Raw genomic sequence first — 22,924 nt, forward strand, 5'->3', positions numbered from 1 at the left:
GTTGAGCAACTGTGGTCAGACGCCTGTCCGGACCACTTGATCAGGGCCCCCTCGGCATCCGAAGATTTCCTCCCCGTTCTCCGCAACCGCGCGGAGGGCGGGGCGCGTCTTTGCGGTCGTCCTCCGGGGGCGTGGGGGCGCCTTTTCATATGGGACATAAAGGAAGAGCTGGGCGCATGACGGCATATGAGGCACTGTCAGTGGTGCCGCCGGACGTGGAAACCCTTCCGGCGACGAGATCTGGCGCAAATTCGATGCCCGGCGCGTACAACCCCATCGGGGATGAACGTGTCCAACTGGCGTGGCAGAGGTACTCGAACTATCCCCCGCGCTCTTCGAGCAGGGGATACTCCCGGCGACCCGCGGCGCGGCCCTTCGGCCGCCCCGTGCGGCGCTCCGTCCCCGTACACCCGGGGCTTCCGGCGGCATGCCGGTGATCGCCCCCATGCCCGCAGCGCGGCCGGCCCGCATCCCCAGCCAGCGTGACGGCGCCGAGGAGACCACGGCGGCCGGTACGACCGTCGACCATCTCACCGAGACCTACCGCGCGCACTACCGCTCGCTGCTCGGTCTCGCCGCGCTCCTCCTCGACGACACCGCCTCCTGCGAGGACGTCGTCCAGGAGGCGTTCATCCGGGTGCACTCGGCGCGCAAACGCGTCCGCGATCCGGAGAAGACCCTCGCCTATCTGCGGCAGACGGTCGTCAACCTCTCGCGTTCGACGCTGCGCCGCCGCATCCTCGGCCTGAAGCTGCTCGCCAAGCCGATGCCGGACGCGGCGAGCGCGGAGGAGGGGGCGTACGACCAGCTGGAGCGGCGCGACCTCATCCAGGCGATGAAGGGTCTGCAGCGCCGCCAGCGCGAGGTCCTGGTCCTGCGTTACTTCGCGGACATGACCGAGGCGCAGGTCGCCGAGACGCTCGGGATATCGCTCGGTTCGGTGAAGGCGTACGGTTCACGCGGCATCGCGGCCCTGCGGCTGGCGATGGGAGCGACCGCATGAGCGACCGCGCCCCGGACAGCGGCGACCACGAGCGCCACGAGCCCTACGCCTGGCACGAGCCGACGCAACGGCACGAGCAAGAGCACACGCAATCGCACGCTGGGAACGGAACTGTGAACGACGGCCCCGACGAGAAGGGCCCCGAGGGGCTCGGCCCGGACGAGTTGGCCCTGCGCCGCATGCTGCACTCGGCGGTCGACTCCATGGAGCCCCGCGACGGCACGCTGGACCACCTGCGACGCGCGGTCCCCGCACGACGGGCGCGCAAGCGCCAGGCCACCGTCGGCATGGTCGCGGCGGCCCTGTTCGTCGGCACCGCCATCCCGGCCCTCGTGCACGTCTCCCACTCCACCGGCTCCCCCAACACCTCCATCGCCGGCCAGGCCTCGCAGGCCCAGGGCGGCACCGGCCAGGGCAAGGACCCGGCCGGGGGCGTGGGCAGCGTCGCCGGCAGCGAGGGCCATGCCGCCAAGGAGCACCAGCAGGGCAGGAAGCACGGGGACAAGGGCAAGGGCGGCGCGTCCAGCACCGCCGGCAGCACCGCCGGCGCGGGCCCCTCGGCCTCCACCGACGCCGGCGCCCCGCTGTGCACGGCGGAGCAGCTGGGCGGCACCGCGACCGCCGACGCCCCCGACTCCGCGGGCGTCGTCTACGGCACCTTCCGGGTCGCCAACATCTCCGCCACCCGTTGCTCCGTCGCCGGCGTGGGCACTGTGGGCGCCGTTCCGTACGGCGCCGCCGACCCGGCCAGGATCGCCACGGCCCGGCACGTCGCCGGGGACGCGGCGACCAGCCTGCCCGACCCGTCCACCGAGCTCACCAGCCTGGTCCTGCTGCCCGGTTCGGCCTACGAGGAGAAGTTCGCCTTCGTTCCCTCGGGAGCCTGTCCGACGCCGGGCACCGGCGGCACGGGCGGCACCGACGGCGGTACGCCCACAGACTCCCCGACGACCGAGCCGTCTCCGCCCGTGGACGCCGGGACCACGTCGGGCTCCGACGACGGCGCGCCCTCGGGCACCTCGCCCCAGATGGTCACCGAGGAGGGCCCGGCCGACGGCAGCATCGGGGTGTCGCACACCCCGGCCCCGGGTGGACCGACGGTGTCGACGACCGTGGGCAACGCGTGCGCGGGAACCGTGTACTGGACGGGGCTGCTGCCGGGGGCGTAGCGCCGGCCGGTTCTCAGACGCCGGAGGGGTGGGAGACGCTCTCCCGCCCCTCCTCGTTCGTGTCGTCGCGCGTCTCCTCGCCGGACGCCAGCCCGAGGGCGGCGTCCCGGCGGAACTCCACCTCGCGGCGCACCAGCCGGAACCACATGAAGACGACGAAGCCCGCGAAGACGAACCACTCACCGGTGTAGCCGAGGTTCTGGAACGCCTTGAGGTCCAGCCCGGTGCCGCCGGGCGCGGTCGCGGGCACCGCGGTCATCCCCGCGTCGCCCTTGTCGAGTGTGATCCAGGCGTCGTACACCCGGTACGGCACGAGGTTCACCAGCGACGCCGAACTGATCGCCGCCGTCTGCCCGGACGGCAGTCCGCCGCCCGCGCCGACGCCGTTGTCGCCGGGCGTCTCGGAGGCCTGGAGCGCGCCGGTCACGGTGACCTTCCCGGCGGGGGCGGCGGGCGCCTTCGCCGCGTCCGCGGGGCCGGGCAGCCAGCCGCGCACCACGGGCAGGGCGCGTCCGGAGTCGGTACGGAGCATCGTCAGCACGTAGAAGCCGCGCTTGCCGCCGAGCTCCCGGTCGGGAACGAGGAGCTGCTCGCCGTACCGGCCGCTCACGGTGGCCCGCATGCCCGACGTGCGCTTGTCGACGGGCAGCAGCTCGGCGAGCGGCCGGGCCGCCTGGCGGTGGGCGGACGCCGCCTGTTCGGTGGCGGTGCGGTGGTCCTGCACCCGCGCCTCGAACCGGCTCAGCTGCCACGACCCCATGAAGACGCAGAAGGGGATGGCGAGCAGCACGAAGACGTTGATGCCCCACCAGCGGGGTGTCAGCAGAAACCGGTACACACCGCCAACGGTACGGGGCCCACGCGGCGCGGCGGGGGCGGGGGTGGGGGACGTCACGGGGCGCTCTCAGGGGCCCTCGGGGGCGCGCGGAGGCGTCGGGGAATCGCCACCCGCCGGAGTTATCCACAGGCTGAGGACGCTCGCAGCGGAAAGTCGGTGCGGCCAGGCACTATGGGGTCCATGACTGGGGCCTCGATTGCCGGTCACTCCTCGGCGAGTGGGCCGTGATCTTTACCCGACAACACCAAGAGACGTGGGCCTCTCCCGCCGGTCGAATGAAACTGGTTGCTCGCTCAGAAGATTCGGTCGGGAGGCGGCAAGCGTGAGCAATCCGAGAACAACGATGAGTGGTCCGGTAAGCCTGACCATGCCCCTTCCCCCGCCCGAACCTGCGCCCGGCTGCGGGGTTTGCGCTGCCCTGGCTGCGCAGCGGCGGGCAGCACGTGACAGGGGTGACCTGTCGGCGGCGACGGATGCAGACGTGGAGATTCGCAATCATCCGCACAAGACGCGGGGACGGCAGCGACCCGCTCCGTCCTGCGGTACGTGAAGCACCGGATCACGCAGCACCCGGACACTGACGTGACCTTCGAGGCGGAGTGCCTGAGCTACGAGTGCGGATGGACGGCGCAGCCGTCGGATGATGGCGCGGCGGTAGACGTTGAGTGCATGAGTCACACGGGCCGGACAGGACATGGCGCGTTCCGGCGTCTCTGTACGTCGTTCGCTCTGGTGGTCCGGGACGAGTGACCGGGCAGACCCCCGGCGCGCTGAGGAGACGGCAAGCACCACGGCCGAAGCACGCCGGAAGGGCTGCAAGAATCGCGTGTATGGAGCAACAAAGTGCGACGGGCGCTGAGCCGAGCCTCCGTCAGGAGGATCACTTGGTCGTCGTGGCTGCGGCTGTCGTGGAGCAGGGGCGGCTACTGGTCGTGAGCAAGAAGGCGGCACCCGAGGTGTTCTACCTTCCGGGCGGGAAGCCTGATCCGGGTGAGACGCCAGCCGAAGCGCTGGCACGGGAACTCGACGAGGAACTCGGGGTTTACCCGGTCGAGCCGCAGCTCCTGGCTGACATCGAAGCCGTGGCCGCGCTGGAGAAGGTGCCCATGCGCATGACGGTCTTCACGGCCGGGATCAGCAACCTTCCCCAGCCAGCGGCCGAACTGGCGGACATGCGGTGGATCAACGGCGACGAGCCGGATGTTCAACTTGCTCCGGCCGTGAGGGACCAAGTCATACCGCTCCTGAAGCGCAGTGGCCTGCTGGCTGCCTAGGACTCCAGCTGCATGACAACTGCCCCTGGCGTTATGCCGGGGCCCGTCTGTATGGGGCTGTGCGCCTGCCTCAGGCGCTCTCTCCGATGTGTCGGTAAAGGGTGGCGCGGCAGATCCCCAGGGCCTTAGCGATGGCTGTGACGCTCTCGCCCTTGGCGTGACGGGCGCGAGCTATGGCGAGCTTGTCCTCATCGATCACGGAGGGGCGTCCGCCATGTCGGCCCCGTCGGGCCGCAGCATCCAGCCCTTCCAACGTCTTCTCCCGGATGCCTTCCCGCTCGACCTCTGCGGCCACGGCCAGCACGGCGAACACGATGGCACCCGCGCCGTTCGGGTCGTACAGACCCTGGAGGGGACCGGACAGGAGTTCCAGGTGGACGCCGTCCGCCTGGAGGGTGGCGGACAGGGTCATCAACTCGGCGGCGTTACGGGCAAGACGCTTCATCTCCACATCGATAGTTTGTGAGACGGCTTGTTCTTGGTCCTGGTGGTCACCGTCGTGCCCGGCGGAAGCCTGTCTTTGCTGGCCACGGCAAGGCGCTGTGCGCCTGGCTCGCGGCGTGCCGCGCTGCGGTCGGACCTGACTGGGCGTCCGTCCTGTCGGTCGATCAGGTCAGCGCACAGCCGTTCGTCTGGCGACGGCAGGCAGCGGTGACGGCAAGGGCAGGGCCAGGGAGGTGGCGCAAGGGGGTGAGGGTGTGACCCCCCTGACCCCGGAAAGAGGGACCGCGGAGTCTTAGCAGCTCAGATTCCGCCGCGGTTTCAGGGGCGTTCTGTCGCCGCCTGGAGCGTCGGGCAAGCGTGCATAAGCGCAGGTGAACAGCCATTTAGTCTGCTTGCTACGTCGCGTCGAGCTGCACAACTTTGCACCGCTTTGGCTTAGCTCATCATTCTGTGCCGGCGAAGCACTCCTATGGGAGAGACTGTCAGTCATGACTGAAACCGCGCAGCCGGTCGATCAGAGCACGGCCCAGGAGGAGCAGTGGTTGACCCCCGGTGTGCGGGGGATCGGCTCGGCCAGCTTCCTTGCCGACGTGGGTCATGAGATACCCACTGCCTTGCTGCCCTCTTTGCTGACCTCGACGCTGGGTGCACCGGCCGCAGCCCTCGGCGCGATCGAAGGCATCTCCGATGCTCTAGCCGGCGCAGCCCGCTTCGGAGGTGGAGTCCTCGCAGACGACCCAGCGCGACGGCGGAAGGTGGCTGTCGGTGGATACGCCACGACGGCTGTCCTCGGTGCAGCAACGGCAGGGGCGACGGCTGTGTGGCAGGTCGGCATCCTGCGTGCCGCAGCCTGGACGGCTCGCGGTCTGCGCGTCCCGGCACGTAACGCGCTGCTCGCGGACATCGTTCCGGCCAAGGTGTACGGGCGGGCGTACGGCTTCGAGCGGATGATGGACAACCTTGGTGCCATCTTCGGCCCGCTGCTCGCGCTCGGCCTGGTCGCGTGGGTCGGCGTTCAGTGGGCCATCGGCTTGTCGGTGATCCCCGGACTGCTGGCCGCTGTCGCCATCATCTATGCCATCCGTAAGACCCCACGCCCCACGAGCCGTGACAAGGTTCCGCTGAAGATCCTCATCCGACCTGTGCTTCGTGGTGGCCTCGGCAAGCTCATGGGTGCGGTAGCCGCCTTCGAGGTGGGCAACGTCGCTGCGACTCTCCTGATCCTGCGCGCCTCAGAGTTGCTCACTCCAGGGCACGGCACGAAGACGGCCACTACGATCGCGCTGGGGCTGTACACCGCGTACAACGTGGCCGCCACGCTGGCTTCCGTCCCCGCTGGTCGTCTCTCTGACAGGCTCGGCGTTCGCGGTCCGGTGCTCGTGCTGACGGGCGGTGTTGCCGCCTTCGCCGTTGCCTACGGGCTTTTCGCCGTCAGTGGCGCAGTGGTGGCCTTCCTCGCTGTTCCGTTCGTCCTGGCTGGCGTCGGCATCGGTGCGGTTGAGACAGCGCAGCACTCGGCCGTCGCCGCTCTCGCTCCGAAGGAAGTGCGAGGCTCCGCGTTCGGTTTGCTCGCCACGGTGCAGTCACTCGGCAACCTCGCCGCCAGCGGCATCGCGGGCATCCTCTGGAGCACTGTGTCTCCGACTGCTGCGTTCGCCTACCTCGCTGCCTGGATGGCCATCGCTCTGGCCGGTCTGCTTGTGACAGCGCCACGCCTGATGCAACGGCGAGGGAGTGCAGGGGAGTGAAGGCTCAAGGCGTCTTGCCGAAGTAGCTTCGCTCTGTGGACCGCGTAAGCGGCCCCCTTCCCTTTGCGGCTTCGAGCTGTAGGGGCGCGGCAGCGCCCCACCTGAAGCTTCCTGGGCTTCCTGCTGTCGGCCCCTTCCGGGCCGCCCTCTTGAAGGGGCTTCGGACTGTGTCGGCCTTCAGGCCGACCCCTGCCGCTTACCTCTTCGCCGCTGCCGGCTTGCCAAAGGGGGGCGCTGCCGCGCCCCCACATCTGCTTGCCGCTGAACGTCAGGCGCTTTCTGCTGTCGGCCCCGAGAGGGGCCGCACCGAAGGGGAAGACACATTGCTCTGTGGCGGCCAGGAGGCCGCCCTCTTCGTCAGCCGCTTGCTCAAGGAGGCGCTGCCGCGCCCCACATCTCTTAGCCGCATGACTCGCCTTGCTCTTTAACAGAGAAGACATAGAGGGGAGTATGAATAACCCCAGCTCAGAGGCTTGCACTGACACACCGCACGTGTCGTTCGAGCGTTGATCTACACATCCTGTGTGTCAGTTGCCCGATGGAATCACACGTCCTGTGTGTAGGTCAGGGCTGCCAGTGCTTCACCTTCCTGATGCCGTGTTCCTCGCACGTCCTGTCACCGATGCCCTTCTGAAAGCGGTGAAGGGGGAGCACGAGGCATCGCCGGTTCGACTCGGCCTCGACCATCGCCCAGCCCTTCGCATGCCGGATGTGGTTGTTGAGCGCGTTGTTCGTCAACGGTGTGCCGTGCTTGTCGGCGAGCACTTCGTTCAGCTTGCCCTTGGGGAACTCGGCGTGGCCCAAGTAGTTCGCCCATCCCATCGCGGCGTACTCGACACGGATGGACGTAGTCGAAGCGCGGGTTTCGTGCCCGCTGCTTGTACTCATCCTGCGAGATGGCGGCGTAGTCACCGTCGAACTGAAACGCGTTGCGACCCACGTGGACGCAGTTCCTTCCTGTGCGGCGCATACGGGTGCGCCAGTAACCCCCGCCGGACGGCGGGACATGTGTCTCCTTCTCTTTCGCGGGGGTGGACCGGCCAAGGCTGGCGGTCTCTTCACAGGTGAGCGCCCAGGGCTTTCGGCTCTGGACTCGGTCTCGTGCAGTCGGGAGTGACGGCGGCGACCTGGCACGCATCGTACAAGCCCGATCGGTCCGCTCCGAGGGAAGGGTGGGCCAGAGATCGCAGCGCGGCCCCTGAGGCGCGAACAGCCCCCGACCCAGGGAAGTCTAGGCTGGGGGCTGCAAGGGCGTTCAGTGAGCGCCTGCGGTCACGCTGCACGCAGCGTGGAGACGAAGACCGATGCAGCCTCGGGGAAGGTCTCCACGGTCTTGGCTCTCACCTTCTGCAGCGTCTCGGGGGGTTCGGCCGTGCCGTACGTCTCGACGATGGTCGCTCGCTGCTCCGCGTCCATCAGGGGAATCGGGTCCATCCAGTGGGCCGGGACGTTCCAGCCGGTCTCTCCCCAGTCGGAGAGTTCGGCCCCGTCTACTCCACCAGCAATGGCGAACTCCTTCAGGTTGCCGAAGTGGACGACGGCCCCGCGCTTCATGCCTGGCATCGGGTCCCGCCACACCATGACCCTGACGTTCCGCTCGCTCAGGAATTCGCGCCGGTCCTGAGTTCCCATGGCCTTCCACTTGTCGGCCCACGTCCGGCCTGTGGGCTGGAAGACGACCGTACGAGGGCGGACGGGGTGCGCTTCGAGTTCGGCGATCTTCTTCGTGAGGTTTTCCAGGGTGCGCCAGTACGACTGCTCCTTGGCCTCGGTGTCGTACTTCCCTTCCGCGTAGTCGCTCTCCAGCTTGTTCAGTCGCTGACGCTTCTGTTCGAGCTCGGCCGTGTGGTCTTCACCGGGGTCCACCAACTTGACCATTTCCGGGGCGTGGCCGATGGCCCCGATGAGTGCTTCGGTGAAGACGGCTTCGAGTTCGGACTCACCGACCGTGGCCACGGCGGAACAGGCGACAGAACGGTTTCGAGAGGTGCACCGGTAGTCACGGTACGTCTTGGTCTCGCCGTTCTTCAGGGTCTTCGTCGTGTGGTGGCAGACCATGCGGCTACCGCAACTCCCGCAGATGGCAATGCCTGTGAGCAGACAGGCGGTGTCACGGCGCCGGACCTTCTTCAGGCGGGTGCGTGCGGCGAGCGCCTTGTTGGCGGCCTCCCAATGGCCGAGCTTCAGGATCGGCTCGTCTGCGATGACGCTCGGCTCCCCCTCCTCGGTCTCCCAGATCTCCCCGTTGTACGTCTGGTAGCCGACGCAGACCGGGTTCTGGATGACGCGCGCGATGGTGGCGGGCTTCCACAGGATGCCCTTCACCGGCTTGCCCGCGAGCGAGCGGAGATGGTCGGACCACGTCATGATGCCGCGCCGGTTGAAGTCCTCGGCGATCGTGTACGTGGAGTCGCCGTCACGGACGCGTTTGGCGATCTCCCGGAGTAGTTCCGCGTACACGGGATCAGGCGTCAGGATCCGGTGCTCGTCCTCCGAGTCGATAGAGAGGTACCCGAAGGGCTGCGGTCCGCCCGTGAAACGGCCCAGTTCACGCAGGGTGCGCATGCCGCTCGCGACGTTCTTGCGGATCTTCCGGTGCTCCTCCTCGGCGAGGACGGACAGCACCTTCGCGACCGCGCTTCCACCGGCCGCCTGGGTGTTCAGGCTGCCGTCGACGGTGACGATGTGCTTGTTGTTCTCCTCCACCCAGTCGAGCAGTTCGGAGAAGTACCGCACCTTTCGGGAGATGCGGTCGATGCGGGGGAACGCCAGTGCATCCCACTCCTCCAGGCGGTCGGTCAGCCATGGCCGGAGCTGTTCCCGCTGAAAGGGATTTGTTGTGCCGGATGTGTTGGTGTCGAGTGCCCACCCGACTATGAGGCGTCCCTGTCCGGGCGTGTCGGCCCAGTATTGGAGGTCGCGCCTCTGGGCGCCGATGGAAAGGGAGTTCTCGTCTTCCGTGCGGGTCACCGACTGTCGACCGCAACCCACTACTCGAACGTTTGTTTGCATTACCTTGATCTTGCCTCGTTCTGCGCTAAAGCCGAAGTGAAGGGGAATGGCGTCGTAGAACCATCCGGTGATCCGTAAAACGACCTAGCGCCGATCGGGTTACATAGGGGCATGAGCGACGCAGAAGCAGAGGCCATGCCCGACTGGGAGAAGCGGTTCCGTGCACCGCGTGTCTCCCTGCCTGACTGGGCGGAAGACGCCCCCGATCATTCGCTGTTCGTGTCGAACGCGACCGGGACCTACGAGCTGTACGCCTGGGACCGGAAGACCGGGCGCCAGCGACAGGTCACGGACCGGCCGGATGGCACCACGGATGGGACTCTCTCGCCCGACGGTGAGTGGATCTGGTGGTTCGACGACGGCATGGGTTCCTCCGTTCCAGACTTGCCGTCATATGGGGACGAGTTCGGCGTGTGGCGCCGCCAGCCGTTCGCGGGCGGCGAGGACGAGCTCGCGACGCCGGGCCTTGAGCCCTCCTACCCGGCGGGCGTGGCCCTGTCCCGGGACGGCCGTACGGCGGTCGTCGGCCGCTCGACGGACGAGGACGGTACGACGATCCACGTCACGCGCGAGGGCGAGACCCCGGCGGAGATCTACCGCCACCGCGAGTCGGCGGGCGTGGGCGACCTCTCCCACGACGGCACACTGATCGCCATCGAGCACACGGAGCACGGCGACGCGATGCACTCCGCGCTGCGCGTTCTGCGCCTGGACGGCACGACGGTCGCCGAACTCGACGACAGCGAGGGCGGCACGCGCGAGCTGGGCCTGGAGATCCTCGGCTTCGCACCCGTCGACGGCGACCCGCGCCTCCTCATCGGCCACCAGCGGCGCGGCCGCTGGGAGCCCCTGATCTGGGACGTGGCGACCGGCGAGCAGACGGACCTCGCCCTGGAGCTGCCGGGCGACGTCAGCGCCGAGTGGTACCCGGACGGCACCGGCCTGCTCATCGCCCACGCCTTCGAGGCCCGCAGCGAGCTGTTCCGCTACGACCTGGCGACCGGCGCGCTGACGAGTATCCCGACCCCGCAGGGCTCGGTGTCCGGCGCGACGGCCCGCCCCGACGGCAGCGTGGAGTTCCTGTGCTCCTCGGCCGCCGAGCCGCCGGCGGTCCGCTCGACGACCGGCAAGGTGGTCCTGGATCCGCCCGGCATGACATGCCCGCCGTCGGTTCCGGTGGAGGACGTGTGGGTGGAGGGCCCCGGCGGCCGCATCCACGCCCTGATCCAGAAGCCGGCGGGCGCGACCGGCCCGCTCCCCACGGTCTTCGACCTGCACGGCGGCCCCACCTGGCACGACAGCGACTCCTTCGCCGCGGGCCCGGCGGCCTGGGTGGACCACGGATACGCGGTGGTCCGCGTCAACTACCGCGGCTCCACGGGGTACGGCCGGGCCTGGACGGACGCCCTCAAGCACCGGGTCGGCCTGATCGAGCTGGAGGACGTGGCCGCGGTCCGCGACTGGGCGATCGCCTCCGGCCTCGCCGACCCCACCCGCCTGATCCTCACGGGCGCCTCCTGGGGCGGCTACCTCACCCTCCTCGGCATGGGCACCCAGCCGGACGCCTGGACCCTGGGCATCGCGGTCGTCCCGGTCGCCGACTACGTCACGGCGTACCACGACGAGATGGAGGCCCTGAAGGCCATGGACCGCACCCTGCTGGGCGGCACCCCGGAAGAGGTCCCCGACCGCTTCCGCGCCTCCTCCCCCCTGACCTACGTCGACGACGTCAAGGCCCCCCTCTACATCTCCGCCGGCGTCAACGACCCCCGCTGCCCCATCCGCCAGATCGACAACTACGTCAAACGCCTGGAATCCAGGGGCGCGCCCCACGAGGTCTACCGCTACGACGCGGGCCACGGGTCACTGGTGGTGGACGAGCGGATCAAGCAGGTGAGGTTGGAACTGGACTTCGCGCGGCGGCATTTGATGCGGTAGGGGAGGAGGGGGGAGGGGAGAACGGGGGCGACAGGGCCTGGCTCGGGCAGGGGTGCAGGGGGCAGAGCCCCCGCCGGGGTCTGGGGCTGGAGCCCCAGGGCAGGGGTGACCCTTTGTCCAACCGATTCGGGCGGGTGGGTGGAAAAGCACCGGGGTCTGGGGCGGAGCCCCAGGGGCGGGGTGACCTCTCAGCCGACCGAGCCGGACGGCTGGGTGGGCGCGCGTCGGCCCAGCAGCTCCGCCAGCCCCCTCCGAGTCGCGGCCACCACCACCCGGTCCCCCGCCTCCAGCACATGATCGAGAGAAACGTCCGGCCGTCCCACCAACGCCAGCACCCGCCACTTCCCGGCCCGGAATGCGTCGTCCACCGTCCGCCCCTCCAGCTGCGCATGCCCGCCCACATCCACCGCGGCGAACAGCAACACCCGCCGCTCCACCGGGATCGCCCCGAGAATCTGCCGCCCCAGCATCGCCCCCGCGAACGCCGGCGCCGCCAGATGCGTCACGCTCCGGCTCCGGGTCAGCGCCCGCGGATGCGCGGCCCGCAGCGTCCGGTACACGGCGGTGGCGAAATCGTCGTCGTACAACCGCAGTACGACCCGCAGATCGGGCCGCACGGACCGTGCGTACAGCACCGCTTCCAGATTCGTCGTGTCCGCACTCGTCACCGCGAGCAGCGCATGCGCCCGATGGATCTTGGCGGCCTCCAGCACCCCCTCCTGCGTCACGTCCCCGAGCACCACCGGCACCCCCAGCCGCCGAGCCGTCGCCAGCCCCCGCGCCTCGGCGTCCGCCTCCACGCACACCACCGGAATGTGCAGCTCCCGCAGCCGCGTCAGCACCCGCGTGCCGATCTTCCCCAGCCCCAGCAGCACCACGTGCCCGCCCAGCCCGCGCGGCGGCTTCCGCAGCGCGGAGGCGGTCCGGAAGGTCCCGAGCGCCTCGAGCACCGCGGCCAGCAGCACCGGCAGCAGCAGCAACCCGGCCAGTCCGGAGAGCAGTTGGAGCACCTCCCGCCCGGTCGACTGCCCGACGGCCGGATCGGAGATCCCGAACAGGTCCAGCAGCGTCAGATAGAACGCCGCCAGTGGATTCATCTCCGTCACCAGCCACAGCGTCAGCACCAGCGCGAAGACACACGCCACGATCCCCGCCAGTGACCATCGCAGCCGTCGCGAGAACAGCGAGGCGAACGACGGCACGACCCCGGCGCGCCCCGCGGGCAACGGCGGCCCGGCGGCGTACGACACCTGCTCCAGGACGACGGTCCCGCGCCCCGTGGCCTCGGCCACCTCCGCCTCGTCGGGCAGCAGCCGCGGCCCGCGCGACCCGCTCCCCTCGGAACCGTCGGCCCCGGCCGGGTCGCTGCTGGTCGTCGAGAGCAACGCGAGGGTCCGCAGGCCGGGTTGCCCGGATCCGGCGGAGACCCGGCCCACCCAGCCGGGCGGCCGTTCCACCGCGCGCAGCAGCACCTCGTCCGTCTGGACCACCTTGCTGGTACCGGCCACCGCCGTGGCGGCCAGCGCGGGCGCGGCGGTGTCGGCGTCGGACAGCACGATGGTGGACGCGTCCCCGCTGCTCCCGCCCGAGCCGTCGTCGCCGTCTCCCTCCCCACCGGCGAACGCCAACGCGGCCGCCTGGTCGAGGAGTTCCTCGATGTGCTGCCCCAATCGCCGGTTGTAGAGCCGCAGGACGAGCCGGAGTCGCGGATTGAGCCGGCGGGCGGTGAGGGCGGCACGGATGTTGGTCTCGTCGTCGTCGTACACGAGCGCCAGCGCGACGGCCCGTTCCACACCCGCCTCAAAGAGCACGCCCTCGGTCGGCTCGCGCGCCTCCAACACGCGCTCCAGACCGCCGACTTCACTCACCCGCCCGTTGCCGGCCGGCGCCCCGCTCCCGCTGCCGCTGCCGCTGCCGACGCCGCCACCGTTGCCGCCGTTGCCCGCGCCCCACCCGACGGCCGCACTCACCATCCGGTCCAGCAACGAAGCCGAGCCGTCCCGCACCCGCCCGACCCCCGGCGGCTGCGTGGTGCGCGCGAACGCCGGGACGACGAGCGTCACCTGCTCCCCGTACACCCCGCGCAACTCGGCCGCGAGCCGGTGCGCGAGCCCGTCGTCCCCGCACACGACCATGTGCGCGTGGCCGCCGTACGTGCCCTGGCCACCGGACCCACCTTGATACGGAACGCTCCCCACAAGGGCAAAGACTGCCCCATCGGGACGCGTGGTTCCAGGACCCGCTGAACGCGGGCGCCCGAGCCGCCGTAGTGAAGGGGAGGCAGAACGAGCACGCCGGAGGTACCCCACCCGTGGCCATCGCCGAGGAGACCCACCCCGGAACCGTCCCTGCTCCGACGGCGACCAACTCGCCTGATCCCCCCGGGGATCAGGAACGCTGGCACCCCAACTCCTCCCTCCTCATGACCCTGTTGCTCCTCCTGGCGCTGGTGTTCCAGGGGCCGGTCCGCGGGGCCCTGGCCACACCGGTGATGCAGAGCTGGATGACGGTGTTCGTCGCGGTGGCCGTCCAGGCGCTGCCCTTCCTCACCCTGGGCGTCCTGCTCTCGGCGTCGATCGCGGTGTTCGTACCGCCCTCCTTCTTCGCCCGTGCCCTGCCCGCCCGTCCCGCCCTGGCGGTACCGGTCGCCGGGCTGGCGGGCGCGGTGCTGCCGGGCTGCGAGTGCGCGTCGGTGCCCGTGGCCGGAGCGCTCGTACGGCGCGGAGTCACCCCGGCCGCGGCTCTCGCGTTCCTGCTCTCCGCGCCCGCGATCAACCCGGTCGTCCTGACGGCGACGGCGGTCGCCTTCCCCGGCGAGCCGGAGATGGTACTGGCGCGGTTCGCCGCGAGCCTGCTGGTGGCGTGCGCGATGGGATGGCTGTGGCAGCGGGCCGGGCGGACCGACTGGCTGCGCCCGCCGGCGCACGCGGCGTACGAGGGCCGTGGCAAGGGCGAGGCGTTCTGGGGGTCGGTCCGGCACGACCTGATGCACGCGGGCGGCTTCCTGGTCCTCGGCGCGATGGCCGCGGCGACGCTGAAGGCGATGGCCCCGGCGAGCTGGCTGCGTACGGCGGCCGGGAACCCGGCGTTCTCGGTGCTCGCCCTTGCGGTCCTCGCCGTCCTGCTGTCGATCTGCTCGGAGGCGGATGCGTTCGTGGCGGCGTCGCTGACCCAGTTCTCGCTGACGGCCAGGCTGGCGTTCCTGGTGGTGGGCCCGATGATCGACCTGAAGCTGTTCGCGATGCAGGCGGGCACCTTCGGCCGCGGCTTCGCGCTGCGCTTCGCCCCGGCCACCTTCGCCCTCGCCATCGCGGGCGCGGTCCTGACCGGGGCGGTGCTGCTGTGAACCGGCAGGCCCAGGCGGCGGTCCTCCTCCTGACCGGCGCGGCCCTCCTGCACGCGGGCCTCACCGACCTCTACCTGCGCTACGTCAAGGCGGGCCTGCGCCCGCTGCTCCTGACGGCCGGAGCCGCCCTGATCGTGACGGCGCTGGCGACGGCCTGGTACGAGTGGAGAGGCGCGGGCGGGAGGAGGCAACCGCAGCCGAAGAACGCCGAGTTCGAGCCCGTGCCCGAGCCCGAGTTCGAGCCCGAGCGCGAGCCTGAGTCCGAGCCCGAGCGCGAGCCTGAGTCCGAGCCCGAGTTCGAGCCCGAGCACGGGCACGAACCTCGCATCGCCTGGCTCCTAGTCCTCCCCCTCCTCGCCCTGATCCTCGTCGCCCCGCCCGCCCTCGGCTCGTACAGCGCGCTGCGCGCCGGGACGGGCCTGCAACAACAGCCGTACGAGTACGGGAAGTTGTCGCACCGGGACCCCGTCCCCCTCAGCCTGGCCGACTACGCGGGCCGCGCCGCTTTCGACCACGGCCGCTCCCTCGACGGGCGCCACGTCCGGGTCACCGGCTTCGTCGTCGTGGACCGTACGGGTGCTCCGTATCTGGTCCGCATGGCCCTCAACTGCTGTGCCGCGGACGCCCAGCCGGTGAAGATCGGCCTCACCGGGCGGATCCCGCCGGTCCTGCGGCCGGACGCCTGGCTGGAGGTGACGGGCACCTACACCGCGCGGCAGACCCGGGACCCGGTCAACGACGGCCGGATCCCGTTCCTCCGCGTCACCTCGTCCCGGCCGGTACCGGAGCCGCACGACCCGTACGACGAGACCTGGAACAACTGAGCGGGGACGGCGGCCCACCCGAACGGCTCCGTCCCCGCCACTCGAACGGCTCGGCCCGGTTCGCCTCCTGCGCCGCCTGCGGTTGTGCTGTCATCAGCGGACTCGGCGAGCGACGAGGAGGACGCCCATGACGGACGGCCCCACCTCCGACGCGGACGACCTGAGGCAACTCCGCGCGCGGGTCACCGCGTTGGAGGCCGCGGCGTCGGAGCGTCCCCCGCGTCACCGCGCCCGTTCCTTCCTGGCCGCCGTGCTCATCGTCATCGGCTGCGTGCTGGCCCCCTTGGCCATGGTCTCCGCGTGGACGGCCGACGTCATCGGCGACACGGACCGGTACGTGGAGACGGTCGCCCCGCTCGCCTCCGAACCGGCGGTCCAGGCGGCCGCCGCCACCCGCGCCGCCGACGCGGTGACGGACCACCTCGATCTGACGAGGCTCCTCGAAGGCGTCGCCCCGAAGGACCGGCCCCGCCTGGAGAAGGCGCTCGGCAAGCTGGGCGGCGCCCTGGAGGGGGCCGTCGGCAGCTTCGTGCAGAAGAAGTCGCAGGAAGTGGTGGCCTCGGGCACCTTCCAGAAGTTCTGGACGGACGCCAACCGCAGGATCCACCAGACCGTCGACAAGGCCCTGACCGGCAAGGGCGGCGGGGCCGTCGAGCTGAACCAGAACTCGGTGAGCATCGACCTGGCCCCGGTCATCGAGCAGGTGAAGAAACGCCTGGTCGACGCCGGACTGACGCCCGCGCAGAAGATCCCGGTGATCCACACCGACCTCACCGTCCTCAAGTCGGACGACATCGGCCGGCTCAAGACGTACTTCCGGGTGCTGCAACTGGCCGGGAACTGGCTGCCGGTCATCGCGGTGATCCTCGCCGCGGCGGGTGTCCTGCTCTCGGCCCGGCGCCGCCGAGCCCTCGTCGCCACCGCCCTGGGCTTCGCCGTCGCCGCGCTCGTGCTCGGCATCGCCCTGACCGTCTTCCGCGTCGGCTACCTCGACCATCTCCCGGCGAACGTCTCCCAGGCGGCGGCCGAGGCGGTCTACGACACCTTGATCCGCTTCCTGCGCACGTCGGTCCGCGTGGTGATCACCCTCGGCGTGGTGATCGCGCTGGCGGCCTGGCTGACCGGCCCGGGGCACCACGCGACGGACGTACGCCGTCTGTGGCACGCGGGCATCGCCGCCGTCCGCACCACGGCGGACCGGCTGGGCCTTCGCACCGGCCCGGTGGGGCCGTTCGTCCACCGCTACCGCCGCTGGATCACCTGGATCCTGGTGGCGGGGGCCGTGGTCGCCTTCCTCCTGTGGACCCATCCGACGGGCTGGGTCGTGGTCGGCCTGGTCCTGGCCCTGCTGTTCGCGCTGTCGATCGTGGACTTCCTGGCCGAGGAGGAGAAGCCGGCCATGCAGCCCGCTCAGAGGCTCCAGTCCCCCTGACGGGCCGCCTCCAGCGCCTCCTCGCGCTCCTCCATGAACCGGATGCCCTGATGCGACAGCGAGACGATGGCGGGCGTCTTGTGCGAGGTCCACTCGACGCTGATCAGCCCCTCCCCGGCCAGATAGGCGCAGGCGGCCGCGAGATCCTCGTCGGGCAGCCCGAGCTGCTCACGGAGCGTCGCTCCGCTGGTCTCGGGACGGTTCTGCTCGATGGCCCCGTACAGCGTTCTGAGGACCGCTTTCCGGTAGGCCTTGCGTTCATGGAGAGTCGCCATGTCTGTCGCTCCCGGGCTCGTGGCCGACGGTGCGTACGTCTCTTGTGCCTTATGTGAAGCCTATGCCGCCCGTGCCCCGGGCGGACGGCCCCGGGCGGACGGCCCCGGACGGTCCGCGGCGCCGACCCTCAGGGGTCGTACGGGGTCGAACCAGGGACGGTTCAGGGTTCTTCCCGATCGTGGCGAGGGGCGTCCGAGTGCCACGTTGGTCTCCATGACGACATCCCGCTCGGCATACCCGCAGTTCCTCTACGGCCCCCTCCTGCTCGGGGCGTACGGGCTGCTCCGGATCCTCGACGGCCTGGACGGTGAGCGCGGCCCCGGCCCCGCGTGGACCGCAGGACACCTGTGCTTCCTCGCCGGCGTTCTGCTGCTCGTCCTCGGGTACCACCGGATTCGTCCGCTCACGCTCGACACCCGCCTGACCACGGCGGCCTTCTGGACGACGTGCGCGGGGGCCCTGGCCCTGGGCGTGCAGTTCACCGCCGACGTCGTCTCCGGCTTCGCGGCGGCCGATCACCAGGCGATGTCCGACATCGTGGGCCGCTTCATGGCGATACCGGGCGTGGAGCCGGCGTTCTACGCGTACGGCCCGCTGCTCTTCTTCCTGGGCCAGCTCACGCTGACCGTGCAACTGGCCGCCCGGAAGGTGCTCAAGCCATGGGCCCCGCCGCTGGTGCTGGCCGACAGCCTCCTGGCGTACGCCGACAAGGACTTGATACCGCTGGGCGCGGCGCTGCTGCTGTACTCGTACGCGCCGCTGTACCGGGGGAGGGTTCTTGTGGCGGAGGGGGACAACGTCCCTCTTGCGCAAGGCCAACGAGGGGGACGTGGTGAAGGAACAGGGGCGTAAGCGGGGTGCCCGTTGGTGGGTCCCGTTCGGGGGGATCGCGTCTCCTTGGGCGTGCGACGTGCCCCACAAACGCATCGGGCCCGGCCTCCGTTTCCGGAAGGCCGGGCCTGTACTGGACTGCCGGGATGGCCGTGACTGTCTGCGGGCCGACGGCGCGAAGCCGGTCCGGCGCGCGCCGTTCTGGTGCAGCGCCCCGGCCAGGCAGGACCGCGTCCCCGCTGGCGTCCGACTGCCACGATGGCCGTCGACGGCAGAGGAGTAGCGTGGGAGGTGCGAGGCGAGTCCCGTGTTCGCACCGGTTCCCGAAGACGGGTGGCCCTCATGATCATTCCTGATTCACCCCACTGTTCAGGGCAGCTGCCCAGTGGCGTTCACGAAGGTGTGCGGCCGGGGTGCGCGTTGCTCCGGCTGGAGACGACGGAGTCGCGCGAAGGTGTCCTCGACGGGGCGTGGTGGCCGCGGTCGCGTGACATCGGTGCCGAACTGCCCGCGCTGCTGAGCGCCCTCACCGAGCACCTCGGACCCGTGACCCGTGTCGGGCTCGACACCGCGGCCTGGGAAGGGCTTCCGACGCGGATCGTCGTCGACGACCGGGTGGTGCACATCGACTCCTTCCCGGTGGGTGACGACACCATCCTGATCACCCGGGGCGACCGGGACCTCTTCTCGCTGCTCGTGATCCCGCCGCAGGCGACACCCGAGGTCGCCTGCGCCGCGATGGCCCAGGCCGTCCGGGCCGACAACATCACCCAGGCGGAACAGATCCTCATCGACACCGGAAGCGGGCAGGAGCCGTCGCACTGATGCGCCGCGCCTCGGCCGAGGCCGGCGGAGAGCGGCCGTACGCCAGTGGGTGAGGTCAGCCGCGCCACTCCACCAGGAGCAGCGTCGCGTCATCCGTGGTGTGTCCGCCCCGTGCCCGTCGGAGCGTGTGGGACAGGGAGCGCACCACCGCCCGGACCCCGCGGCCGGTTCTCTCCAGCCGGTTCACCCATTCGATCAGCTGATCCTCCCCGAACTCCTCCCCGCCGGCCCTGTGCTCCTCGATGAGGCCGTCGGTGAAGCAGAGGACACGGTCTCCGCGTTCCAGCCCCAGCTCGCTGATCGCGGGTGCTGGGCCTCCCAGGCCCACGGGGAGAGTCGTCGGGGCGTCCAGCCGGCGCGTGACACGGTGGTTGTGGACGAGGATCGGCGGCGGGTGCCCGGCGTTGACCCACCGCATCCGTCCCGTCGTCGTGTCCAGCCGCATCATCTGCGCGGTGACGAAGTGGTCGGGACCGAACTGCTGCGCCACGGCGCGGTCCATGAAGGCGTAGATCTCCGACAGTCCGGTGCCGAGCCGGCGTGCGTGACGGTAGGCGCCGATGGCCACGGTGGCCATCGTGGCCGCGTCCAGCCCGTGCCCCATCGCGTCGATCATGGCCACGTGGAGGACGTCTTCGTTGAGGGCGTAGTCGAAGCTGTCGCCTGCCACGTCGTAGGCGGGTTCCAGGATCCCGGCCACGGCCACCCGGGGCATGATCATCGCCAAAGGCGGCAGCAGAGCCCACTGGATCTCCGCGGCGATGCTCATCGGTTCACCACGTCGGACATGGAAGAACAGGTCGGAGTAGCCGTGCTTGGTCACCAGCAGATCGGCCACCAGGCCGGAGATCCTGTGCAGCAGGCGGCGGTCGTGCTCATCGACGCTGTCCAGCGTCACTGCCATGACCCCCACCTGGTCGCCGCCGTCAAGCAGGGGCAGATGGACCCGCACACCGTCGTCCTCGGGCAGCTCGACAGGGTGTGCGTCCAGAAAGCAGCGCCCCGCGTCGGAGTCGTCGATCAGCTGCGGCTCCCCGCCCGTGAGGCCCTCGCCGGGCAGGGGTACGAGGAGCAGCTGGCCGTAGTCCTGGAGCAGCACCTGCGGACGGCGGCCGCCCATTCGCTCGACCACATCGGCGACCAGCGGCCCGATGAGATGAGGCGGAAGCTCGTGCGCGCCATCGAGGATCCTCCCCAGCAGGGCTTCCCCGAAGCTCTCGGAGCGGTCCGTGTCGCGTCCGGCCGTCATCCCCTCACCTCGCCGGGATCCGCGTCTGCCGGGGCCGGCGGGCTGGGACGGCGAAGGGACTGCTCGTGTCATCGCTCCATCGAGGGGTCGCCGACGACCGGACGGGCCGCCGGGCCGCGGGGTCGTCGGGGGCGGACCGTGTCGGGCCTGTCACGTGAGTCCGGGTCCTCCTTCCGACTCCCATGTGGCTTCTCCGTCGAGGCCGTCCTCGGTGAGTGCCAGGATGCGCGGAGCCGACAGCGGGTTCTCGGGGTCGGCGGCAGCGGTCAGCAGGTGCGCGGCCGCTCCGGCCGGCTCGTCGGGCGGGATGACCAGCAGTTCCCAGCGTCCGATGGTGCCGCACTCCAGGGTGATGGCATGCGCCTCGGAGGGAAGGTCGGTCAACGACACTTCGATCACATGGCCGGGCGCCATCACCGTCTGCGGGGCATTCGGCCAGGACGCCGTGTCCACGGTGACGCGGGTGACGGTACCGACAGCCGGGTCCAAGGAGCCGACCAGCGCGGGCAATTCCAGTTCCAGCGCGTCGCAGCGCGGCCACCAGGCTCCGTCCAGCGGGCCGTGGCTCCCGTCCGGCGTGAGGCTCAGCCGGGGCAAGGGCATCCGGTAGGTGTGCGCGTCACCTGGTGACATTACGTCGGCGGGCTTTGTGATGGCATCCATCGTGCGATCCCGTCCCGGGCGGCCTTCGACTGCCCGCGTCTGCCACTCGCCGGGAACGGCCCCGCCGTGGTCGTGCGGCCGAACAGCTCTTGGTAACACATCAGCCTACTCCGGCCGGGACAGGCGGCACGGCGCTCCACCGTTGAGGGGCGACAAGCGACTTGGCTGTCCCGGCGGCAGGCTCAGGCCGTCCCATTTCTAATAGGTGGGATCACCCTGGGTCTAATAGGTGGGATCACCCTGGGAGGACTGGCTGGTCAGCAGCCAGGAGCGCGCCGGCTCCGCCATGTGCGTGGTGTCCACGGTGAGGTGGAGACGTGTTCCGCCCTCGGCTCCGGCTGGGTAACTGCGCTGTTCGGTGGCGTCGAAACAACGCCGGAGAACCTCCGCGACATGGCGAGCCGCCTCCGGGGTCGCGGCGATGATACGGACCTCCGCGTGCCCGGCCGACGGCAGTTCCGATGACTTCATGGTGACCCCTCGTCGGCCATCAGATCGCTGGCGGTGCGGAGGCTTCCCGGAGCGGTTGCCGCCGTCATCAGCCGGGCGGCGGCGGCCGGCTCCGTCTCCGGCGGGATCACCAGCAGGTCCAGGCGGCCCACCGTGTAGGAGAGGAGGATCAGCTTGTACGGGTCCTGCTCATCGGCGAACCATCCGACGTGCACGATGTGGCCGGTGACGGGCACCTTGCGCGGGATGACGGGCCAGTAGGTCGGGTTCACGATGGCGCGCGTGATGCGACCCCAGCGCGCGTCCAGCGCGTCCGTCAGGGTGGGGATCTCCCGGAGGAGATCGCGGGAGCGGGGCCACCAGGCACCGTCCAGGAGACCTGGATCCGGACACGGCGGCGTCAGGGACAGCCGGGCCGGCGCTGAGGGGAGCCGCTCCTCGATGATCGTACGGTCGGTGGTCGCAGTCATGACGCGGACCTGTCCCCGGGGCTGGTCTTCGACGGACGTCCCGGTGTTGTCGCTCGCCAGGAACGACACCGGCATGGTGGCCGGTGCGCGAAGTACTCCCGGTGCTTTCACTCTACGCCGGGTCCCTGACCTGGTACTGCACTGTCGGGGTGGCGGGATTTGAACCCACGACCTCTTCGTCCCGAATGAGGTTCGGCCAAGATCGCCACCGAGCGGTTTGCTGTTTTGCCTGGTCAGGGCGTTGGGGTGGGGCGGTCTCGGGTGGCCTCGAAGGGGCTTGGTGAGCGGGTTGGCTCCCAGATGGCTCCCAGTTCCGCTGCCCTTCGCGGGCTGGCTCTGTTCGGGGTTTGCGCGGTTCAGGCGTCGAGGCGGCGCTTGGCGAGCCAGGTGACGATCTCGGTGTCGTGGTGGTCGAAGAACAGCGAACTGCCGGTGCGCAGCACGACCTGCGCGACCGACTTGCCGTACTCCTTGCCGATCTCGGCCAGCAGGGGGTCGGTGAGCAGGTCACCGTCTTTCCTGCCGCCTGCCGGGCAGCGTCGGCCCACTCGTGCGGTTACGGCGATTGCCGGCGGTTACTCGAGCTGCCGCTCTGGTTGTTCCTCGTACTCGTCGGGCAGATACACATCGTCGACCGCGATGTTGACCTCGACGACTTCCAGACCGGTCATCCGCTCGATGGCAGCGATCACGTTCTCTCTGACGTCGCCCGCGACATCGATGATGGAGACGCCGTACTCGACGACGATCTCCAGATCGACCGCGGTCTGTACCTCGCCGACCTCGACCTTCACCCCGCTGGTGACGGACTTCCCGCCGGCACCGGGCATACGTTCACGCATCGCCCCCATGCCACGGGCGAACCCACCGCCCATCGAATGGACTCCCGGCACGTCCCGGGCGGCCATCCCGGCAATCTTCGCCACCACACCGTCGGCGATCGTGGTACGGCCACGCGACCCTGGATCGCTTCCGTGCGGCACCCCCGTCCTCTTCCCGCCGCGCTCGCCCGATGACACCGCGCGGGGGGTCTCGGGCCGGTTCGGCAGTCCGGTATCCGCCATCTTCGGTCACCTCTTTTCCGAGGCACAGGTGGTCTGTCGGGTCCCTCTCCCTGTGGCGTGTGCCGGTG

21 protein-coding genes and 1 pseudogene are annotated in these 22,924 nt (G+C 70.1%); 10 read left to right on the plus strand and 12 right to left on the minus strand.

Going from position 1 to position 22,924, the window contains the following annotated elements; translation table 11 throughout:
- The first annotated feature begins 301 nt into the window (after positions 1–301).
- A complete protein-coding gene (locus QFZ74_RS16745; RefSeq protein WP_373462397.1) occupies positions 302–1,003 on the plus strand; it encodes a SigE family RNA polymerase sigma factor in 702 nt (233 codons plus the stop codon).
- Positions 1,000–2,172 carry a hypothetical protein gene (locus QFZ74_RS16750; protein WP_307621617.1) on the plus strand — a complete coding sequence of 391 codons (1,173 nt, stop codon included), beginning with the start codon at positions 1,000–1,002 and terminating at the stop codon, positions 2,170–2,172. Before QFZ74_RS16745 ends, QFZ74_RS16750 begins: the two co-directional genes overlap by 4 nt.
- Positions 2,173–2,185: 13 nt before the next feature.
- Here the strand turns inward: QFZ74_RS16750 and QFZ74_RS16755 are convergent, their stop codons facing one another.
- Positions 2,186–3,010, minus strand: coding sequence for an SURF1 family protein (locus QFZ74_RS16755; protein WP_307621618.1), 825 nt, complete (start codon positions 3,008–3,010; stop codon positions 2,186–2,188).
- A gap of 830 nt (positions 3,011–3,840) precedes the next feature.
- Between QFZ74_RS16755 and QFZ74_RS16760 the strand changes: the two genes are divergently transcribed.
- Positions 3,841–4,284, plus strand: coding sequence for an NUDIX domain-containing protein (locus QFZ74_RS16760; RefSeq protein ID WP_307621619.1), 444 nt, complete (start codon positions 3,841–3,843; stop codon positions 4,282–4,284).
- A 70-nt stretch (positions 4,285–4,354) separates the two neighbouring features.
- On the opposite strand, the gene QFZ74_RS16765 is transcribed toward QFZ74_RS16760, so the two are convergent.
- Positions 4,355–4,729: a recombinase family protein gene (locus tag QFZ74_RS16765; RefSeq protein ID WP_307621620.1), complete on the minus strand. Its 375-nt coding sequence runs from the start codon at positions 4,727–4,729 to the stop codon at positions 4,355–4,357.
- Between the two features lie 487 nt (positions 4,730–5,216).
- On the opposite strand from QFZ74_RS16765, the gene QFZ74_RS16770 reads away from it, so the two are divergent.
- Positions 5,217–6,476, plus strand: a complete 1,260-nt coding sequence (locus tag QFZ74_RS16770; protein WP_307621621.1) for an MFS transporter — start codon at positions 5,217–5,219, stop codon at positions 6,474–6,476.
- Between the two features lie 564 nt (positions 6,477–7,040).
- Here QFZ74_RS16770 and QFZ74_RS16775 read toward each other — a convergent pair.
- Both QFZ74_RS16775 and QFZ74_RS16780 read right to left on the minus strand, forming a co-directional pair.
- The gene (locus QFZ74_RS16775) at positions 7,041–7,298 is read right to left on the minus strand and encodes a hypothetical protein (protein ID WP_307621622.1); all 258 of its coding nucleotides are present in this window, start codon (positions 7,296–7,298) and stop codon (positions 7,041–7,043) included.
- A gap of 450 nt (positions 7,299–7,748) precedes the next feature.
- The gene (locus QFZ74_RS16780; RefSeq protein WP_307621623.1) at positions 7,749–9,488 is read right to left on the minus strand and encodes a recombinase family protein; all 1,740 of its coding nucleotides are present in this window, start codon (positions 9,486–9,488) and stop codon (positions 7,749–7,751) included.
- Positions 9,489–9,599: 111 nt separating this feature from the next.
- Between QFZ74_RS16780 and QFZ74_RS16785 the strand changes: the two genes are divergently transcribed.
- On the plus strand, positions 9,600–11,426 hold the full coding sequence (locus tag QFZ74_RS16785) for a prolyl oligopeptidase family serine peptidase (protein ID WP_307621624.1): 1,827 nt from the start codon (positions 9,600–9,602) through the stop codon (positions 11,424–11,426).
- 188 nt (positions 11,427–11,614) lie between these two features.
- Here QFZ74_RS16785 and QFZ74_RS16790 read toward each other — a convergent pair whose 3' ends face one another.
- Positions 11,615–13,561, minus strand: coding sequence for an NAD-binding protein (locus QFZ74_RS16790; RefSeq protein ID WP_307624181.1), 1,947 nt, complete (start codon positions 13,559–13,561; stop codon positions 11,615–11,617).
- A gap of 176 nt (positions 13,562–13,737) precedes the next feature.
- Here QFZ74_RS16790 and QFZ74_RS16795 point away from each other — a divergent pair, with 176 nt between their 5' ends.
- The 3 genes from QFZ74_RS16795 (at position 13,738) to QFZ74_RS16805 (ending at position 17,028) form a co-directional block, all read left to right on the plus strand.
- A complete protein-coding gene (locus QFZ74_RS16795) occupies positions 13,738–14,772 on the plus strand; it encodes a permease (RefSeq protein ID WP_307621625.1) in 1,035 nt (344 codons plus the stop codon).
- The gene (locus QFZ74_RS16800) at positions 14,769–15,596 is read left to right on the plus strand and encodes a TIGR03943 family protein (protein ID WP_307621626.1); all 828 of its coding nucleotides are present in this window, start codon (positions 14,769–14,771) and stop codon (positions 15,594–15,596) included. Before QFZ74_RS16795 ends, QFZ74_RS16800 begins: the two co-directional genes overlap by 4 nt.
- A gap of 127 nt (positions 15,597–15,723) precedes the next feature.
- A complete protein-coding gene (locus QFZ74_RS16805) occupies positions 15,724–17,028 on the plus strand; it encodes a hypothetical protein (protein WP_307621627.1) in 1,305 nt (434 codons plus the stop codon).
- Here QFZ74_RS16805 and QFZ74_RS16810 read toward each other — a convergent pair.
- Complete coding sequence (locus QFZ74_RS16810; protein ID WP_307621628.1) at positions 17,007–17,303, minus strand: hypothetical protein; 297 nt, start codon at positions 17,301–17,303, stop codon at positions 17,007–17,009. The two genes, QFZ74_RS16805 and QFZ74_RS16810, sit on opposite strands and share 22 nt — an antisense overlap.
- 214 nt (positions 17,304–17,517) lie before the next feature.
- Here QFZ74_RS16810 and QFZ74_RS16815 point away from each other — a divergent pair, with 214 nt between their 5' ends.
- The gene (locus QFZ74_RS16815; protein WP_307621629.1) at positions 17,518–18,156 is read left to right on the plus strand and encodes a hypothetical protein; all 639 of its coding nucleotides are present in this window, start codon (positions 17,518–17,520) and stop codon (positions 18,154–18,156) included.
- Positions 18,157–18,477: 321 nt separating this feature from the next.
- Complete coding sequence (locus QFZ74_RS16820) at positions 18,478–18,960, plus strand: DUF5994 family protein (protein WP_307621630.1); 483 nt, start codon at positions 18,478–18,480, stop codon at positions 18,958–18,960.
- Positions 18,961–19,015: 55 nt separating this feature from the next.
- Here the strand turns inward: QFZ74_RS16820 and QFZ74_RS16825 are convergent, their stop codons facing one another.
- The 6 genes and pseudogenes from QFZ74_RS16825 to QFZ74_RS16850 all read right to left on the minus strand — a co-directional run bounded on the left by QFZ74_RS16825 (position 19,016) and on the right by QFZ74_RS16850 (position 22,856).
- The gene (locus QFZ74_RS16825) at positions 19,016–20,209 is read right to left on the minus strand and encodes a PP2C family protein-serine/threonine phosphatase (protein WP_307621631.1); all 1,194 of its coding nucleotides are present in this window, start codon (positions 20,207–20,209) and stop codon (positions 19,016–19,018) included.
- Positions 20,210–20,359: 150 nt separating this feature from the next.
- Positions 20,360–20,872 (minus strand): DUF5994 family protein, encoded by a 513-nt coding sequence (locus tag QFZ74_RS16830; protein ID WP_307621632.1) that lies wholly within the window; start codon positions 20,870–20,872, stop codon positions 20,360–20,362.
- Positions 20,873–21,094: 222 nt separating this feature from the next.
- Entirely contained in the window at positions 21,095–21,343 is a 249-nt protein-coding gene (locus tag QFZ74_RS16835) for a hypothetical protein (RefSeq protein ID WP_307621633.1), read from the minus strand.
- Positions 21,344–21,351: 8 nt separating this feature from the next.
- Positions 21,352–21,792, minus strand: a pseudogene (locus tag QFZ74_RS16840) (DUF5994 family protein); the annotation flags it as partial.
- A gap of 356 nt (positions 21,793–22,148) precedes the next feature.
- Complete coding sequence (locus QFZ74_RS16845) at positions 22,149–22,340, minus strand: hypothetical protein (protein WP_307621634.1); 192 nt, start codon at positions 22,338–22,340, stop codon at positions 22,149–22,151.
- Positions 22,341–22,367: 27 nt separating this feature from the next.
- The gene (locus QFZ74_RS16850; protein ID WP_307621635.1) at positions 22,368–22,856 is read right to left on the minus strand and encodes an Asp23/Gls24 family envelope stress response protein; all 489 of its coding nucleotides are present in this window, start codon (positions 22,854–22,856) and stop codon (positions 22,368–22,370) included.
- Positions 22,857–22,924: the final 68 nt, after the last annotated feature.

Source organism: Streptomyces sp. V3I7 (assembly GCF_030817495.1).
Classification (GTDB): Bacteria; Actinomycetota; Actinomycetes; order Streptomycetales; family Streptomycetaceae; genus Streptomyces.